The sequence below is a fragment of the Rhodococcus sp. NKCM2511 genome (assembly GCF_014905595.1).
Lineage (GTDB): Bacteria > Actinomycetota > Actinomycetes > Mycobacteriales > Mycobacteriaceae > Rhodococcoides > Rhodococcoides fascians.
On record NZ_BNHJ02000001.1, the window covers coordinates 312,514 to 329,476 of the forward strand.

Sequence of the window (16,963 nt, forward strand, 5' to 3'; positions counted from 1 at the left end):
TGTCTGGTGTTCGCTCACTACGAAGCCTGTCCCGCCGATTCCACACGCGGTTCGATCGCATGGTCGGCCGTGTTCTCGCCCGGTGTCGTTGCCGTTGCGCTGCCATCATCGCCTACATCGGCCCCGCTCGGGTCGGAACCCAATGCGGCCAGCACCGACTTGGCGGTGGTCGCGCCGATTCCGGGGACCTCGACGATCTCTTCGACCGTTGCCTTCTTGAGATTGGCCACCGATCCGAAATGCGCCACCAGCGCGGTTCTCCTCGACTCGCCGAGCCCGCGCACCGAGTCGAGGGCCGACGCAGTCATACGGCGCGATCGCTTGCTTCGATGGAAGGTGATGGCAAATCGGTGCGCCTCGTCGCGTACTCGCTGCAGGAGATACAGAGATTCACTCGTGCGCGGCAGGATCACCGGATCCTCCTCCCCCGGTACCCACACTTCTTCCAGTCGTTTGGCGAGCCCGACGACGGCGACGTCGGTGACACCGAGTTCGTCCAGCACTGCTGCGGCCGCTGCGACCTGTGGTGCACCGCCGTCGACGACGAACAGGTTGGGCGGATAAGCGAACCTGCGTGGCCTCCCGGTTTGGGGATCGAGCGCGGCTTCGGGAGCCAGATCGCCGCCGCTGCCGACAGCGTTGGCTCCGTCTGCAGAATGACGGAGGAAACGACGCCGGGTCACCTCGGCGATGCTGGCGACGTCGTCGGAATGCCCGTCGCCTGCCGCTTCCTTGATCGCGTAGTGGCGGTAGTCGCTCTTGCGCGGCAATCCGTCCTCGAACACGACCAGTGACGCGACCACATCGGTGCCCTGCACGTGCGAGATATCGATGCATTCGATTCTCAGCGGTGCCGAATCCAGATCGAGCGCCTCCTGAATGCCTTGCAGCGCAGCAGATCTCGATGTGAAATCACCCGCACGCTTCAGCTTGTGCTGCTGCAGAGCCTCTTTGGCGTTGCGTTCGACGGTCTCTGCCAGTGCCTTCTTGTCGCCGCGCTGCGGAACCCGCAAAGTGACATTGGATCCACGCAACTCGCTGAGCCACACCTGCACTTCGTCGGCGTTGTCCGGTAACACCGGCACCAGTACCTCACGCGGAACCGCGTTGGACCCGCCGTCATCGCCGCCCGGGGTCTGCGCGGACAACGCAGCCTGTTCGCCGTAGAACTGGGTGAGGAACTGTTCGACGAGGGCGGGGAGGTCGGCCTCGTCCTGCCGTTCGATCACCTCACCCGCCTTCTCGACCACCCACCCGCGCTGTCCCCGTACGCGGCCACCGCGGACGTGGAAGACCTGAACGGCGGCTTCGAGGGCGTCGGTGGCGAATGCGACCAGATCTGCGTCGGTACCGTCACCGAGCACCACGGCCTGCTTCTCCAACGCCCGACGCAGCGCGCCCACGTCGTCACGTAACCGTGCCGCGGTCTCGAAGTCGAGATCCTCCGAGGCCGCCTGCATCTTCTTCTCGAGCTGTCGCACGAGTTTGTCGGTCTTGCCGGCCAGGAAGTCGCAGAAGTCCTCGACGGTACTGCGGTGTTCTTCGGCACTGACGCGTCCCACGCACGGCGCCGAGCACTTGTCGATGTACCCGAGCAGGCAGGGGCGACCGATCTGGTTGTGCCGCTTGAAGACTCCGGTCGAGCACGTTCGTGCCGGGAATACGCGCAGCAGCAGGTCGAGCGTCTCGCGAATGGCCCACGCATGAGCGTAGGGACCGAAGTAGCGCACGCCCTTACGGCGGGGTCCGCGGTACACGAACAGGCGTGGGAATTCCTCGTTCATCGTCACCGCGAGCATCGGGTAGCTCTTGTCGTCGCGGTAGCGGACATTGAACCGTGGATCGAATTCCTTGATCCAGTTGTACTCGAGCTGCAGTGCCTCGACTTCGGTGGTGACCACCGTCCACTCCACGGACGCCGCGGTGGTGACCATCTGCCGGGTCCTCGGATGCAGCGAGGCCACGTCGGCGAAGTAGGAATTGAGGCGACTGCGCAGGCTCTTGGCCTTGCCTACGTAGACGACGCGACCGTGCGGATCGCGGAATTTGTACACGCCCGGTTCCACCGGGATGGTTCCGGTGGCCGGACGATAGGTAGCGGGGTCGGACACGCCTTCCACGTTAGCGGTCGGGTCCGACGTTCTCCGCATCTCCAGCTCAGCAGCGGTGCCCGAGAGCGTGCGGCAGAGAGTCAGTCCTGATCGACGCGAGCGGGCGCGTACTCGCGCTCGAGCGCACGGAACTTTCGGACGGCCGCGACGGCGTGCTCACGATCGTTGGACTGGATGGCCATCACATTGATGAACTCGTCGTCGGGGATGTCGACCCTGGCCCACATCGCCCCGTCGGGAAATGACAGGCCGCGGACAAGATCCCACTCGATCATCCGCTCCGAGAACACGTTTCGGACCGCCACACCTGCCGGACCGACGCGAATGCGCGGGCGGGTGAGCAGCAGAGCCAGGCCCGCCAGCAACACGCCTATTCCCGCCATCGCCAGCTGATCGGCGGTCCTGAAGTACACCCCGGTCGGCGACACCCGAAGCAGCACCGCGACAGTCGAGTGAGCGACGACGAGCAACACCGCGGCAGCGATCGCGTACCGGGCCGACTTACGGGACTTCACTTCCATGTCCCATTCGGACGGGGATTCGTCGCGCGTCATTGGAAGTCCTGATTGGTCCACGGCTGCCGGAGGTGCTTGAGGGTCAGGGCCGTGTCGATGGCGGCCGCGGTGGCCTGCCCACCCTTGTCCTCGAACGAGTCGGGCAGACCGGCGCGATCGAGCGCCTGCTGCTCGTCGTTGGTGGTGAGCACCCCGTTGGTGACCGGAGTGCCCTCGTCGAGCGATACCCGTGTCAGGCCGGCTGTGACGGCATCGCAGACGTACTCGAAGTGCGGTGTGCCGCCGCGGATGACCACGCCGAGAGCGACGACGGCATCGTGGGTGCGAGCCAGGGCCTGGGCGACGACGGGTAGTTCGATGGCTCCGGCGACGCGTATGACCGTGACGTCGCGTACCCCGGCGGACTCGGCTTTGCGGAGCGCACCGGCGAGCAGCGCCTCGGAGATCGTCCGATGCCACTGACCGGCCACGACAGCCAACTTCAGATCACTCGCGCCTGCCAGCTGAAGGGTGGGTTCGCCGTCGCCGCTCATGGGTTGACCCCGTTCTCGCGGGCAGGAGTGGAGCCTGCGGAATGACCTGCGGGGTCATTTTGCTCGAAGTCGTCCAGGCCGACCAGGTCGTGGCCCATACGGTCGCGTTTGGTGCGCAGGTAGGTGAGGTTTTCGGCGTTGGCGCGCAACGGCATCGGCACCCGCTCGGTGACGTGCAGGCCGTAGCCGTCGAGCCCGACTCGTTTGGCCGGATTGTTGGTGAGCAGGCGCATCGACGAGACCCCGAGGTCGACGAGGATCTGGGCGCCGATTCCGTAGTCGCGGGAGTCTGCGGGCAGACCGAGCTGCAGGTTGGCGTCGACGGTGTCCGAGCCTGCGTCCTGGAGTTGGTAGGCCTGGAGTTTGTGCAGCAGGCCGATTCCGCGTCCTTCGTGTCCTCGCATGTACAGCACGATTCCCCGGTCCTCGGCCGCCACCATTTCGAGGGCGGCGTCCAGCTGAGGGCCGCAGTCGCAGCGCAGCGATCCGAAGACGTCGCCGGTGAGGCATTCGGAGTGCACCCGGACCAGCACGTCGCTGCCGTCGGCGTCGGGGCCGGAGATGTCGCCGCGCACCAGCGCGACGTGCTCGACCTCGTCGTAGATGCTCTGGTAACCGACGGCCCGGAAGGTGCCGTGGCTGGTGGGGATGCGCGCGTCGGCGACGCGGACGACGTGCTTCTCGTGCTTACGGCGCCACGCGATCAGATCGGCGATCGAGATCAGTGCGAGGTCGTGTTCGTCGGCGAACACCCGCAGCTCGTCGGTCTGCGCCATCGCTCCCTCGTCCTTCTGGCTGACGATCTCGCAGATGACTCCGGCGGGGCGGAGGTCGGCCATGCGGGCGAGGTCCACGGCCGCCTCGGTGTGGCCGGGGCGGCGCAGTACGCCGCCTTCCTTGGCGCGCAACGGGACGACATGGCCGGGGCGGGTGAAGTCGTTCGCTCCGGTGTCGGGGTCGGCGAGCAGGCGCATCGTGGCTGCTCGGTCGGAGGCGGAGATACCGGTTCCGATACCTTCTCGTGCGTCGACGGTGACGGTGTACGCCGTTCCGTGCTTGTCCTGGTTGGTGGCGAACATCGGCGGCAGGCCGAGTCGGTCGCAATCCTCACCGGACAGCGGGACACAGAGGTAGCCCGAGGTGTAGCGGACCATGAAGGCAACCAGTTCCGGGGTGGCCTTCTCGGCGGCGAAGATGAGGTCGCCTTCGTTCTCGCGGTCCTCGTCGTCGACGACCACCACTGCTTTGCCCGCAGCGATGTCCGCAACTGCGCGCTCGATACTGTCGAACCTGGTCACGAAAGTGCGCTCCATAGGTCTCGGGCCTGGCTCAGCGCCCTGGATATGTCTCCGATGCACCGTTACCTGCGTGCACTTCAACAGTACTTACTGTGCGTCGATCGCCTGCAGCCGCTCCACGTACTTGGCGATGACGTCGACTTCGAGGTTGACCGGTGAACCCACCTCGGCCGTGCCGAGTGTGGTCAGGTCGAGGGTGGTGGGGATCAGCGAGATCTCGAACCAGTGCCCGCCGTCGTCGACTCCGAGCCCGGACACGGTGAGCGAGACACCGTCGACCGTGATGGATCCCTTCTCGACGACGTAGCGCGCTACCGACGTGGGCATCGTGATGCGCACGACGGTCCAGTTCTCGGACGGGCTGCGTCCGGCTACCGTGCCGGTTCCGTCGACGTGTCCTTGGACGAGGTGCCCGCCGAGCCTGCTACCGAGTGCCGCTGCGCGTTCGAGGTTGACGCGACTGCCGATATCCAGAGCGCCGAGGCTCGATCGGTTCAACGTCTCCTGCATGACGTCGGCGGTGAATCCGCCGTCGGGAAGTACTTCGACGACGGTCAGACATACTCCGTTCACCGCAATGGAATCCCCGTGGCCGGCATCGGAGGTCACCACCGGGCCCCGGACGGTGAAGCGAGCGGCGTCGGGCAGTTCGTCCTTGGCCACGATCTCGCCCAGCTCTTCGACGATTCCGGTGAACATCTACTTCGCTCCTTCGGGCACGACACTCAGAAGAACGTCGTTGCCGATCATGGTGACTGTCTCCGTGCGGAACCGAATTGCGTCGGCAATTGTTCCGATCCCCGCATTCTCCACCGCAGCCGGGCCGGTCCCCAACACCGCAGGTGCGATGTAGGCGACAATGCGGTCCACGAGACCGGCGGCGAGGAACGCGCCGGCCAGAGTCGGACCACCTTCTATCTGGATGTCGGTGTACTCGCTCAGCGCGTCGATCACCGCAGCCGGGTCATGTGTGTCCAGAAACACCGTCGGTGCCTCCGGACCGCGGATCGCGGCGGTCGCCGGTACGCGCCTCGATCCGACGACAACTCGAACCGGCTGATGCGACGACAGGGTGCCGTCGGGGCGACGGGCGGTCAGCCGTGGATCGTCGGCCAGTACGGTTCCGGTTCCGACGACGATGGCGTCGAGCTTGGCCCGTTCGGCGTGCACGTGCGCCCGCGCCTCGGGTCCGGTGATCCATTGACTCGTACCGTCGGCAGCCGCGCTACGTCCGTCGAGTGTCGCGGCGTACTTCCAGGTGACGTGTGGCCGTCCGGTGCGTTGTTTGTGCAACCAGGCCCGCAGTGGGCCCTGCTGTACCTCGCGCGCACCGACGCCCTGTTCGACGCGAATCCCGGCGTTCCGCAGTGTGTCTGCCCCGCCGGACGCGAGCGGGTTCGGATCCGCTACCGCGAACACGACCGACGCGACCCCGGCTGCGACGAGGGCCTGCGAGCACGGTCCGGTGCGGCCCGTGTGGTTGCACGGCTCGAGTGTCACCACCGCGGTGCCGCCGCGCGCACGGTCGCCGGCTTCGGTGAGTGCGACGATCTCGGCGTGCGGGCCGCCGGGTGGACGGGTGGAGCCGGTGCCCACGACGACGCCGCGGCCGTCGAGGATCACGGCACCGACCGCGGGGTTGGGGCTGCTGATACCCCGAGCGGCCTCGGACGCGTCGACGGCCAGAGCCATCGCCTCGACGACCGACACGGCCGGGCCCGGGGCGTCGGTCACGACAGGTGGTGCGATGCGCGGGCGGCCCGGCCACGGAGATCGCGCACTGCGGCGGCGGGATCGGCGGTGTTGTACACGGCCGAACCGGCCACGAAGCAATCGATGCCGGCCTCGGCGGCCTGCTCGATGGTGTCGGAGTTGATGCCGCCGTCGATCTCGACCACCAAGCGTAGATCTCCAGAATCGACAAGTGCCCGAACCGCTTTGGCCTTGGACAGCACTTCGGGCATGAACGACTGGCCGCCGAAACCGGGCTCCACACTCATCACCAGCAGAGTGTCGAAGTCGCGCAGAATCTCGAGGTAGGGCTCGATCGGGGTACCCGGCTTCACCGACAGGCCGGCTTTCGCACCGGCGGCCCTGATGTCGCGCGCCACGGCGGTGGGGTCATCCGTTGCTTCGGCGTGGAACGTGACGTTGTATGCCCCGGCCTCGGCATACGGCGGGGCCCAGCGCGCCGGATCCTCGATCATCAAGTGGCAATCGAGGGGAATACTCGTTGCTTTGAGCAGACTCTCGACCACCGGTAGCCCGAGGGTGAGATTGGGGACGAAGTGTGCGTCCATGACGTCGACGTGGAGCCAATCGGCCCCCGTGACGGCATCGGCTTCGGCGGCGAGGCGCGCGAAATCGGCGGACAGAATCGAGGGAGCGATCATCGGGGAAACCACGACTGGTGAGCCTAGTCGAGCCGGTATGGTGCCGACATGGCCACCATGGACTCCGCGAGCGCCGTCCTTGCCGAATTGCCCGAAGTCACCGAAAGCGTTCGGTACGGGAATCCCGCCTGGGGCATAGGCAAGCACGTGTTCGCGTGGGTACGACCGTTCAGCAAGGCCGACCTGAAACGATTCGGCGACGAGACCCCGCCCACCGGACCGATCCTGGCCGTCAGGACTGCCGACCTGCACGAGAAGGAAGCCATCCTCGCCGCACATCCGCGCTCGTCCTTCACGATCCCGCACTTCGACGGGTTCTCTGCTGTTCTGATCGACGTCGACAACGCCGAGGACGACGAACTGCGCGAACTCCTCGTCGACGGGTGGCTGGTGTACGCACCCGCAGACGTGGCCGAGGCGTTCCTGGCCGGAGGGTGATCAGACCGGCTTGCGCAGCGCCGCCATGAACATCGCGTCGGTACCGTGCCGATGCGGCCACAGTTGCACCGACGGGCCGTCACCCAGTTGCGGTACTCCTGGCACGAGCGCGCGGGTGTCGAGCTGTTCGACGCCGTATCGGCGTACGGCGTCGGCAACGACGGCCGCTGTTTCGGACAGATGCGGCGAGCACGTCGAGTACAGCACCACCCCGCCGGGCCGGACCAGATCGATCGCTGCCGCCAGCAATTCCTTCTGCAGGGTGACCAATGCCGCCACGTCGGACGGTTGGCGACGCCACCGCGCTTCGGGGCGACGACGCAGCGCTCCGAGACCGGTGCACGGCGCGTCGACGAGCACGCGGTCGTAGCCCGCGTCGAGTCCGGACTCGCGGCCGTCGACGATGTGCACCGTAACCGGCAGGTCCTTGGTGGTCTTGGACACGAGGTCGGCACGGTGCGGGGTCGGTTCGACGGCGTCGACCCGTGCGCCGTCGATCTCCGCCAGGGCACCGAGCAGGGCGGCCTTGCCGCCCGGACCGGCGCACAGGTCCAACCATCTGCCACCGTCGTCGCCGAGCAACGGTGCCAACGTCAGCGCGCGGCCGACGAGCTGACTGCCCTCGTCCTGAACTCCGGCCAGACCGTCACGGACGGCATCGAGCTTGCCGGGGTCGCCGCCGTCGAGGTGAACCGCGTACGGCGAATAGGGACCTTCCTCTCCCCCGGTGATCAGCGCCAATTCTTCGGCGGAAATCTCTCCCGGACGTGCGACGAGGTGGACCGAGGGACGCGCGTCGTCCGCTTCGAGCACCGCGGCGAGTTCGCCGGCATCGGCTCCGAGCGCGTCGGCGAAGGCCTGCGCAATCCATTTGGGATGGGCGTATTCGAATGCCAGGTGACCGACCGGATCCGCCGTCGTCGCCGGTGCCAGCTCGTCGACCCACTGCGCTGCGGTTCGCTCGGACACTCGTCGCAGCACGGCATTGACGAAACCTGCCTTGCCGGAACCGAATTCGGAGCGGGCGAGGTCCACCGACGTGGCGACGGCTGCGTGCGGGGCAACCCGGGTGCGCAGCAGCTGATAAGCCCCGAGCCGAAGGATGTCGAGCAGTGGTCCGTCGATCTCTGCGGCAGGCCGCCCGGCCGCGTGTGCGATCACGGCGTCGAGCACACCCCGAGCGCGAGATGCGCCGTAGGCGAGTTCGGTGGCCAGCGCGGCATCGCGAGAATCCAACTTGCGCTCGCGGAGCAACCCGGGCAGCACCAGGTTCGCGTATGCATCGCGCTCCCGCACCGCTTTGAGCACGTCTCTGGCCGCACGCCGTGCCGGATCGATCGCGTCGACCGCACGGGGTCCGGTGCCCTGCGGCGGCCGGTTCCCTTTGGGCCCACGTGCCCCCGGTGACTTCTTGACGTACTTGCGGGGCTGGCTCGACTCGCGCTTACGAGGCCTGTCGGGCTCTGTCATCGTGCCACCGCCGTATCGTCCAGCCGAGCGCCGCGCGCCCAGTCGAGTGCCCTCATGACCTTTTTGCCCTGAGGTTGAATATCACCGAGAACGACTGCGCCGGTTCCGGTTCCGATGTGTACACCGGTCTTGCGTACGTCGATCGTTCCCGGCTCCAACGTGTCCGGCGACAGTTGAACAGGAGCGATCTTGACGCGGAGATCCCCGATGGTCGTCCACGCGCCCGGGGCCGGTGTGACGGATCTGATGTGTCGGTCGACGAATGCCGCGGATCGCGTCCAGTCGATGCGCGCGGCATCGACTGTCACTTTGCTCGCGTAGGACACACCGTCCTCGGATTGCGGTAGCGCTGCCGCCGTTCCGTCCTCGATCGCGTCCAACGTCGCGGCGAGCAAGTGGGCTCCGCTCGACGCCAGACGCCCGAGCAGATCACCCGTGGTGTCGGAATCCCGAATCCGTTCGGTGGTGACACCGAGTACCGGACCGGTGTCCATCCCGACGTCGAGAAGGAACGTCGATGCGCCTGTGACGTCGTCGCCCGCGGCGATCGCGGCCTGTACCGGTGCCGCGCCACGCCACGCGGGCAACAGTGAGAAGTGCAGGTTGATCCAGCCGTACCGAGGTATGTCGAGTACCTGTTGCGGCAACAACGCGCCGTACGCTACGACCGGGCACACGTCGGGGGCGAGGTCGGTCAGCGCCGCCACGAACTCCGGGTCCGACGGCCTCGCGGGAGTGAGTACCGGGATGCCGTGCTCGTCCGCCAACACTCCTACGGGCGAGCGCACGGTCTTGCGTCCACGGCCGGCTGCGGCGTCGGGCCGGGTGACCACGGCGATCACCTCGTGCCGTTCGGACTCCACCAGTCGCGCGAGTGACGGGACCGCGGGTTCCGGTGTTCCGGCGAAGACGACGCGCACTGAAGGCAACTCCCTGGGATGGACGAAACGATGTCGGTTGTCCATCCTAGGGAGTCACGGCAGCGTGCGACGATTCCGCACCGACGATCACGTCGCGTCGGTGCTGTCGGAACTGTCGGACGCGTCCTCCGCGAGGATGCGATACAGCGATCGGCGTGCCTCGATGAGCACCTCGGCTGCCTGGTCGACCTGACGCACGGTTCCGACTCCGGCCACCTGACCGGCCGCTCCCATCAATTGTCCGATCAGTGCCCGAAGATCACGCGCATCGATGCCGACGGAATCGGCTACGTCGTCCCAAGGACTGCCGAGATCTGCTCGATGGTCGTCGACATGACGCCTGCCCTCGGCCGTCAGTGCTGCCGTCTTCCGGCCGGCCACCTTGTCGATCAGCACCAAGCCCTCGTCTTCGAGCTGCGACAAGGCCGGGTAGATCGATCCCGGGCTCGGCTTCCAGGTTCCGTTGCTCTTCTCGGCGATCTGCTGGATGAGTTCGTAACCGTGCATCGGCCGGTCCTCGAGCAGCAGGAGGATCGCAGCGCGGACATCGCCACGTCGGCCCCGACCGCCTCGGCCCCGACCACGACCGAAGTCGGCATTCGGCCCGAAACCGCCGGCCCCGACACCACCGGGCCACATACCGTCACGCCCCCGCCCGACAGGACCTCCCCGACGTCTGCCGTGTTCTCCGTGACCTCTCCTTCCCCGACCTCTCTCGTGTCGTTCTCCGCCGTCAGGTTCTCCGTCTTCTGCCGGGCCGTGCTCGTCGTCCTGCGCAACCCACATCTGGAACGGCGCGCCACGTCGGCGCGGGTCTCCGTGCCGATTGCCTGCGAGTCCCATCCGGGGACCTCCGCGGCGTCCGAATTCGTGTGCAAAGCCTTCGAATGCGTAGTTCATCTCGTTCTCCTTCGTATCAATTGAACAAGTCGACGATATATCGGCAATAGAACTTTGACAAGGCCCTGAGGTTGCCTCTCTATCTGGACGACGGGAACGCGACAGGACAGAGAAAGCCCATCACCCGATCCGAATGGGATCGATCTGAATCCGTACGCCCGCGCCGAGCTTCTTGGCGCTTCGGGACGCCTGCGCAGTCGACAGCGCTCGCGCCAGCGCTGCTCCGGTGCTTCGCGGAACCCGGATCAGGAGCCGCTGAACGTCTCCGGACAACCCGTCCTCGCCACTACCCGCCGGTGCGCGTTGACCGTCCGGGAGATCGACGGGACCCAGCACCTCGACCGTCTCGGGTAGATCTGCACTCTCGACCAACGCTGATATCGCGTCGGTGGTCCCGTCGATCGCCGCCACGTGAACGGCCGGTGGAAACCGAACCTCGACTCGTTCGTCCAGCTGACTGCGCGCGTGCCACAGCGGATCCCAGCGCACCAGGGCCTGGACGGTGGGGATCTCGGACTCGGCCACCACGACCACACGGCCCCCAGCCGACCCGGGCCGAACCATCGACGCAGCCGTCATCCAGCGGCGCAGTGTCTCTTCTGCCGCACGCAGATCCGCCCGGCCCAGCAGCGCCCAACCGTCGAGCAGCAGCGCGGCGCCGTATCCGCCGTCCACGGTCGGCTCGGCACCGACGGTCGACACCACGAGCGAGCCACCGGGGCGCACGGTATCGAGGACGGTGGCCCCACCGGAGTTGTGTATCGGCACGCCAGGGAAGGCGCGGCCGAGCTCCTCGGCCGTGCGTCCCGCTCCGATCACCACCGCGCGCAGGTTGCGCGACCCGCAGACCGTGCAGCGGTGTGCGGCATCGGCGATTCCGCACCAGGAACACGTCGGGCTGCCCGCGCCGTCGCTGCCCGGAGCCGAGGGCAGGGCGAGCGGACCGTTGCAGCGTCGACACCGAGCCGGATGGCGGCACTTCGCACACGCCAGCGACGGAACATAGCCGGCGCGTGGAACCTGAACCAGCACAGGGGTATCCGCTTTCAGCGCCGCACGTGCGGCCTCGAAAGCGATCGCCGGTAGCCGTGCGACCCGGGCTGCCGGATCCCGAGCGAGCGCGTGGTCCGAGTCGGCCAGCGCGACCACGTGAGGTTGCCGTTCACGCACCAGCTCACGTGGGGCGACCAGGTCGTGGGCCCAGCCGGAATCGACGAGAGCCTCGGCCTCGGCCGTCCGGGAATGTCCGCCGACGACGACCGCAGCTCCCGACACATGGGCGCGGAGCAACGCCACCTCACGTGCATGCGGATACGGTGAGCGTGGTTCGGCGAAACTGTCGTCGCCGTCGTCCCAGATCGCGATCAGGCCGAGGTTCGACACGGGCGCGAACACCGCACTGCGTGTCCCCACCACGACAACGGGGCCCGACCTCAGACAGCGCAACCACTGCCGGTACCGCTTGGCCGGGCCCAAACCGGCCGACAGCGCCACCACGCGGTCGGTCCCGACTGCCGCGGCGCATGCACCCTCCAGACGATCGAGATCCCGTTGGTCGGGCACCACGACCACTGCGGACCGTCCGCTTCCCACGGTGACGGCAGCCAATTCGGCCAATCGAGCGGGCCACATCTCGCCGGGTAGGGCCTGCCACACCGCACGCGGAACACGGTGCTCGCCAAGGGCATCGAGGAAATTGGAGCCATGGGTATACGCCGCCCAGCCCGTGCGATCGACGACCGGCTCTGCTGCCTCGTCGACGGCCGGAGGGGGCTCTGCCTCGACCCGTGCGTGGCGAGCCGGAACCGCCAGACGCAGCACATCCGCTCGCGTTCCTGCGTAGCGATCGGCCACCGCCGACACCAACTCGGCGATCTCGGGAGTCAGTACGCGCTCGGCGGACACGACCCGGTCGAGCCAGCCGAGACGACCGGGATGGTCGGTCTCGGCCAGCCTGGCGAGTACGAACCCGTCGACGAGCCGGCCGGCAAAACGAACGCGCACCCGCACACCGGGCTGGGCATCGTCGCTGGCGTCCTCGGGAACGAGGTAATCGAACTCGCGGTCGAGGTGCGGCAGCGGAAGCATCGGAAGAATGCGCGCGATCGGCAGATCGGTTGCCGCTACCGGCGTCACACCAGCCACCGCACCTCCTTCTCGATCGTCACCCCACACTCGTCGTGGGAGCACCGAGCCGGTGCGAACAGGGTACGTGCGGCAGCATCGCTGCCGGAGTGGAGGGACCTACAGGCCTGCCGCATCCCGGAGCTTGTCGGCGCGATCGGTGGATTCCCACGGAAGATCGATGTCGGTGCGTCCGAAGTGACCGTACGCGGCCGTCTGCGCGTAGATCGGGCGCAGCAGGTCGAGGTCGCGGATGATGGCACCGGGACGGAGGTCGAAGACCTCGCTGATCGCCGCCTGAATACGCGCGGGATCGGTCTTCTCGGTGCCGAACGTCTCGACGAACAGACCGACCGGTGCTGCCTTGCCGATCGCGTAGGCCACCTGCACCTCGATGCGGTCGGCCAGACCGGCTGCGACCGCATTCTTGGCGACCCACCGCATTGCGTATGCGGCGCTGCGGTCGACCTTCGACGGGTCCTTGCCCGAGAATGCTCCGCCGCCGTGCCGAGCCATGCCGCCGTACGTGTCGACGATGATCTTTCGGCCGGTCAGACCGGCGTCTCCCATCGGACCACCGAGCACGAACTTTCCGGTGGGATTGACCAGCAACCGGACGTTCGAGGTGTCGAGAGTCGGTACGTCCAGCTCTTCAAGTACCGAGCCCAGAACCTTCTCACGGATGTCGGGAGTGAGCAGGTTGTCGAGGTCGATGTCTGCTGCATGCTGCGTCGAGATCACGACGGTATCGAGACGAACGGCGTCGTCCCCGTCGTACTCGATGGTGACCTGAGTCTTGCCGTCCGGACGCAGATACGGCAGCACACCGCTCTTGCGAACCTCGGTCAGTCTCCGAGAAAGCCTGTGTGCCAACGCAATCGGCAGCGGCATGAACTCGGGTGTATCGGTGTTGGCGTAGCCGAACATCAATCCTTGGTCGCCGGCACCCTGACGGTCGATCTCGTCGTCGGACAATCCCTCGACGCGGGCCTCGTGCGAATGGTCGACGCCCTGCGCGATCTCGGGTGACTGCGCGCCGATGGCGACGTTCACACCACAGGAGTTTCCGTCGAATCCCTTGGCGGACGAGTCGTACCCGATTTCGAGCACCTTCTCGCGCACGATCTTCGGGATGTCTGCGTAGGCGGTGGTGTTCACCTCACCTGCGACGTGGACCTGGCCCGTGGTGACGAGCGTCTCCACCGCCACTCGGGCTCGCGGATCCTCGGTGAGAAGAGCGTCGAGGATGGAATCGCTGATGGCGTCACAGATCTTGTCTGGATGACCTTCTGTAACGGACTCGCTGGTGAAAAGCCGACTACCGGACTTGCTCACGGACTTCCTCTCGACGCATGTTCTTGCCCGACCCGACGGCTGATGCCGGCCGAGCACTCCACGAAAATTGATGTTCCCTCGGTGTTATCGCCCCTGTGGGAGCCACGCAAACCTTTACGGCGCTGTCGCCCTGGTATCCAGAACGCTAGCTGCTACGACATCGATCGTGCACCCTCGACATCAGCGGGTATCCGAAGTGGGGCGCGTATCGCGGGAACGAAGCATCTGGGCGACCGAATCCAACACCCTGCTGGCGAGCAGGGCTTTCGAGCCCTCCCCCAGCGCGGCCTCGGAGCCGTCGGATCCCAACAACCAGCCGTCGTTGTGGTCGACCTCGAAGGCCTTGCCGTCACCCACAGCATTGACGACGAGCAGATCGCAGCCTTTGCGTTCGAGCTTGGCTCGCGCGTAGGTGAGCACGTCACCGTCGGCGTCGCCCGTCTCGGCGGCGAATCCGACGATCACCGTCGACGATCGGACGTCTCCGCTGTGCCGAGCCGACACGAGACCGGCGAGGATGTCGTCGTTGCGGACAAGAGGAATCGACGACGGTTCGTTCGAGCCCTTCTTGATCTTGCTGCTCGCGATGGACTCGGGTCTGAAGTCGGCGACCGCAGCCGCCATCACCACTGCGTCGACGTCGGTCGCATGAGAGCGCACCGCGTCCTGCATATCGGATGCGGTCTTCACGTGGACCACATCGACCGCCGCGGGTGCTTCGAGGTCGCTTGTGTACCCGGCGATCAAGGTCACGTGGGCACCGCGCTGGGCTGCGACTCGAGCCAACGCGTACCCCTGCTTGCCGGAACTCCGATTCCCCAGAAAACGAACGGGATCGAGGGGTTCCCGCGTACCACCGGCCGAGATCAGAATTCGCCGTCCCTCGAGATCGCGCGGCATCGCGTCCGCACGTTCGGTCAGCAGCATGGCGAGAGCGAAGATCTCCTCGGGCTCGGGCAGTCGGCCCGAACCGGTGTCGCGTCCGGTCAACCGGCCGGACGCAGGTTCGATCACCTGGGTACCGCGCGATCGGAGCGTAGTGACGTTCGCGACGGTGGCCGGGTGTTCCCACATCTCCGTGTGCATGGCCGGGGCCAACACGACGGGGCACCGAGCGGTCAGCAACGTCGCGGTGAGCAGATCGTCCGCCCGCCCGCCCGCGATTCGAGCCATCAGGTCGGCGGTGGCCGGCGCGACGACGACGAGATCCGCTTCCTGCCCCAGCCGGACGTGCGGCACCTCGGGCACATCGGCGAACACGCCGGTGTGCACCGGCTGGCCGGACAATGCCTCGAATGTTGCGCGGCCGACGAATTCGAGCGCCGACGCAGTCGGAATCACTCGAACCTGATGGCCGTTCTCGGTGAATTTTCGAATGAGCGCACAACTCTTGTAGGCGGCGATACCGCCGCCTACTCCGACGACCACATGCACGTCAGGTGTCCCCTGTCGGGTTCTTATTCGCCTTCGGTGTGCTCGAGGAGGTCTGCGTGAATCTCGCGAAGCGCGATGGACAGCGGCTTTTCCTGCAGACCGGGCTCGACCAACGGTCCCACGTATTCGAGGATGCCATCACCGAGCTGGTTGTAGTAGTCGTTGATCTGGCGTGCACGCTTTGCCGCGTAGATGACGAGGGCGTACTTCGACGAGGTGCGCGCGAGCAATTCGTCGATGGGTGGATTGGTGATGCCGAGCGGCGTGTCGTAGGCCGGCAGAGCGCTGCGTCCGTCGAAGTCGGAAACGGCCGCTGAAGTGCTGCTCACTGATGATCTCCTGAAATTGCATCGTTGGTGCTACGAACTAGCTGGTCGGGGCCTCGTGCGCCGTGAAAATGGTCAGCTGTTACCGACCGACGACCTACCGACCAACAAGGATACCAACTGTTCGCACGAATGGTCGACATCGGTATTGACAACGACCGTGTCGAACTCGTCCTGTGCCGCCAATTCTACCCTTGCCGTTTCCAACCGGCGCTCGGTGGCGGCGCTCTCCTCCGTCGCTCGACCGACCAGTCGAGAGACCAGGTCTTCCCACGTCGGCGGTGCCATGAACACCAGCAGAGCTTCCGGCTTGGACACCCGAACGGCCCGTGCCCCGGCCAGGTCGAGCTCGAGCAGCACCGGACTGCCGGCCTCCAATGCGGCATCCACTGCGGCAGCAGGAGTTCCCGACCGCTGCAGGCCGCCGTGGATACTCGCCCACTCCAACAGCTCACCGTCGGCGATCATCCGGTCGAACTCCTCGGACGACACGAAGTGGTAGTCCTGACCGTCCACCTCGCCAGGGCGCGGCGATCGCGTCGTGACCGACACACTGAAGACCAGCTCCGGTAGCGCCGCGCGCACGAGCCGAACGACACTGGACTTGCCGACGCCGGAAGGGCCGGACAGCACCACCAACCGGCCCCGCTTCTTCTCCGGCACGGACGTCGCCGCAGTGTCACTCACCGTCGTCAGGCCTCGAAATCGAACTTCGTCAACAGCGCTTTGCGCTGCCGATCCCCGAGTCCGCGCAGTCGACGAGTGGGCGCGATCTCCAACTCCGTCATCAGCTCCGCGGCCTTGACCTTGCCCACCTTCGGCAACGCCTCGAGCAATGCGGATACCTTCATCTTGCCGAGAATCTCGTCCGTCTCGGCGTCCTTGAGAACCTGCTTGAGGTCGGTGCCGCCGCGCTTGAGGCGCTCCTTGAGCTCGGCGCGAGCCTTGCGGGCGATAGCTGCCTTTTCGAGGGCAGCAGCGCGCTGCTCGGGGGTCAACTGGGGAAGGGCCACTGTCGGTTCCTCCGTCTTCTCGTTTCGGGGCGAGCGACCGGTCCGATCAGGATCGGTTCGCCGCTCATCGGTAGGTGCCTGCCGAGGACCATCCGTGCAGGGATTCCCGGTCGATTCGCATTGTCGTCGGCAGCGTTAGCGACCGTACCGACG

Annotated in this window: 18 protein-coding genes; 2 read left to right on the top strand and 16 right to left on the bottom strand. The window is 66.5% G+C overall.

Going from position 1 to position 16,963, the window contains the following annotated elements:
• Positions 1-17: 17 nt before the first annotated feature.
• The 7 genes from uvrC to rpe form a co-directional block, all read right to left on the bottom strand.
• Positions 18-2,111, bottom strand: coding sequence for an excinuclease ABC subunit UvrC (gene uvrC / locus JLZ96_RS01255; RefSeq protein ID WP_048318514.1), 2,094 nt, complete (start codon positions 2,109-2,111; stop codon positions 18-20).
• Between the two features lie 80 nt (positions 2,112-2,191).
• Complete coding sequence (locus tag JLZ96_RS01260; protein WP_027497001.1) at positions 2,192-2,665, bottom strand: PH domain-containing protein; 474 nt, start codon at positions 2,663-2,665, stop codon at positions 2,192-2,194.
• Positions 2,662-3,159 (bottom strand): 6,7-dimethyl-8-ribityllumazine synthase, encoded by a 498-nt coding sequence (gene ribH, locus JLZ96_RS01265; protein ID WP_032382074.1) that lies wholly within the window; start codon positions 3,157-3,159, stop codon positions 2,662-2,664. The genes JLZ96_RS01260 and ribH overlap by 4 nt, the downstream gene beginning before the upstream one ends.
• A complete protein-coding gene (locus JLZ96_RS01270; protein ID WP_052053351.1) occupies positions 3,156-4,457 on the bottom strand; it encodes a bifunctional 3,4-dihydroxy-2-butanone-4-phosphate synthase/GTP cyclohydrolase II in 1,302 nt (433 codons plus the stop codon). The genes ribH and JLZ96_RS01270 overlap by 4 nt, the downstream gene beginning before the upstream one ends.
• Before the next feature lie 87 nt (positions 4,458-4,544).
• Complete coding sequence (locus tag JLZ96_RS01275; RefSeq protein WP_032391440.1) at positions 4,545-5,156, bottom strand: riboflavin synthase; 612 nt, start codon at positions 5,154-5,156, stop codon at positions 4,545-4,547.
• Complete coding sequence (gene ribD, locus JLZ96_RS01280; protein ID WP_201010624.1) at positions 5,157-6,149, bottom strand: bifunctional diaminohydroxyphosphoribosylaminopyrimidine deaminase/5-amino-6-(5-phosphoribosylamino)uracil reductase RibD; 993 nt, start codon at positions 6,147-6,149, stop codon at positions 5,157-5,159.
• 38 nt (positions 6,150-6,187) lie between these two features.
• Positions 6,188-6,862 (bottom strand): ribulose-phosphate 3-epimerase, encoded by a 675-nt coding sequence (rpe, locus tag JLZ96_RS01285; protein ID WP_032391441.1) that lies wholly within the window; start codon positions 6,860-6,862, stop codon positions 6,188-6,190.
• Positions 6,863-6,898: 36 nt separating this feature from the next.
• On the opposite strand from rpe, the gene JLZ96_RS01290 reads away from it, so the two are divergent.
• Entirely contained in the window at positions 6,899-7,288 is a 390-nt protein-coding gene (locus JLZ96_RS01290; protein WP_032391442.1) for an MmcQ/YjbR family DNA-binding protein, read from the top strand.
• Here JLZ96_RS01290 and JLZ96_RS01295 read toward each other — a convergent pair whose 3' ends face one another.
• The 3 genes from JLZ96_RS01295 to JLZ96_RS25180 form a co-directional block, all read right to left on the bottom strand.
• Positions 7,289-8,758 (bottom strand): RsmB/NOP family class I SAM-dependent RNA methyltransferase, encoded by a 1,470-nt coding sequence (locus JLZ96_RS01295; protein WP_032388415.1) that lies wholly within the window; start codon positions 8,756-8,758, stop codon positions 7,289-7,291. It lies immediately after the preceding gene.
• Positions 8,755-9,678 (bottom strand): methionyl-tRNA formyltransferase, encoded by a 924-nt coding sequence (fmt, locus tag JLZ96_RS01300; protein WP_032372469.1) that lies wholly within the window; start codon positions 9,676-9,678, stop codon positions 8,755-8,757. The genes JLZ96_RS01295 and fmt overlap by 4 nt, the downstream gene beginning before the upstream one ends.
• 87 nt (positions 9,679-9,765) lie before the next feature.
• On the bottom strand, positions 9,766-10,185 hold the full coding sequence (locus JLZ96_RS25180; protein ID WP_032365748.1) for a PadR family transcriptional regulator: 420 nt from the start codon (positions 10,183-10,185) through the stop codon (positions 9,766-9,768).
• Here JLZ96_RS25180 and JLZ96_RS25185 point away from each other — a divergent pair.
• Positions 10,180-10,602 carry a hypothetical protein gene (locus JLZ96_RS25185; RefSeq protein WP_371832492.1) on the top strand — a complete coding sequence of 141 codons (423 nt, stop codon included), beginning with the start codon at positions 10,180-10,182 and terminating at the stop codon, positions 10,600-10,602. The two genes, JLZ96_RS25180 and JLZ96_RS25185, sit on opposite strands and share 6 nt — an antisense overlap.
• A 96-nt stretch (positions 10,603-10,698) precedes the next feature.
• Here the strand turns inward: JLZ96_RS25185 and JLZ96_RS01310 are convergent, their stop codons facing one another.
• From JLZ96_RS01310 to mihF, 6 genes are all read right to left on the bottom strand, one after another.
• Positions 10,699-12,666, bottom strand: a complete 1,968-nt coding sequence (locus JLZ96_RS01310; RefSeq protein WP_201010625.1) for a primosomal protein N' — start codon at positions 12,664-12,666, stop codon at positions 10,699-10,701.
• 156 nt (positions 12,667-12,822) lie between these two features.
• On the bottom strand, positions 12,823-14,037 hold the full coding sequence (metK, locus tag JLZ96_RS01315; RefSeq protein ID WP_027496990.1) for a methionine adenosyltransferase: 1,215 nt from the start codon (positions 14,035-14,037) through the stop codon (positions 12,823-12,825).
• Between the two features lie 180 nt (positions 14,038-14,217).
• Positions 14,218-15,471 carry a bifunctional phosphopantothenoylcysteine decarboxylase/phosphopantothenate--cysteine ligase CoaBC gene (coaBC, locus tag JLZ96_RS01320; protein ID WP_027496989.1) on the bottom strand — a complete coding sequence of 418 codons (1,254 nt, stop codon included), beginning with the start codon at positions 15,469-15,471 and terminating at the stop codon, positions 14,218-14,220.
• Between the two features lie 23 nt (positions 15,472-15,494).
• Positions 15,495-15,800: a DNA-directed RNA polymerase subunit omega gene (gene rpoZ / locus JLZ96_RS01325; protein WP_008716576.1), complete on the bottom strand. Its 306-nt coding sequence runs from the start codon at positions 15,798-15,800 to the stop codon at positions 15,495-15,497.
• A 72-nt stretch (positions 15,801-15,872) separates the two neighbouring features.
• Complete coding sequence (gene gmk, locus JLZ96_RS01330; RefSeq protein WP_032391446.1) at positions 15,873-16,484, bottom strand: guanylate kinase; 612 nt, start codon at positions 16,482-16,484, stop codon at positions 15,873-15,875.
• A gap of 5 nt (positions 16,485-16,489) precedes the next feature.
• Positions 16,490-16,810 carry an integration host factor, actinobacterial type gene (gene mihF / locus JLZ96_RS01335; protein ID WP_027496987.1) on the bottom strand — a complete coding sequence of 107 codons (321 nt, stop codon included), beginning with the start codon at positions 16,808-16,810 and terminating at the stop codon, positions 16,490-16,492.
• Positions 16,811-16,963: the final 153 nt, after the last annotated feature.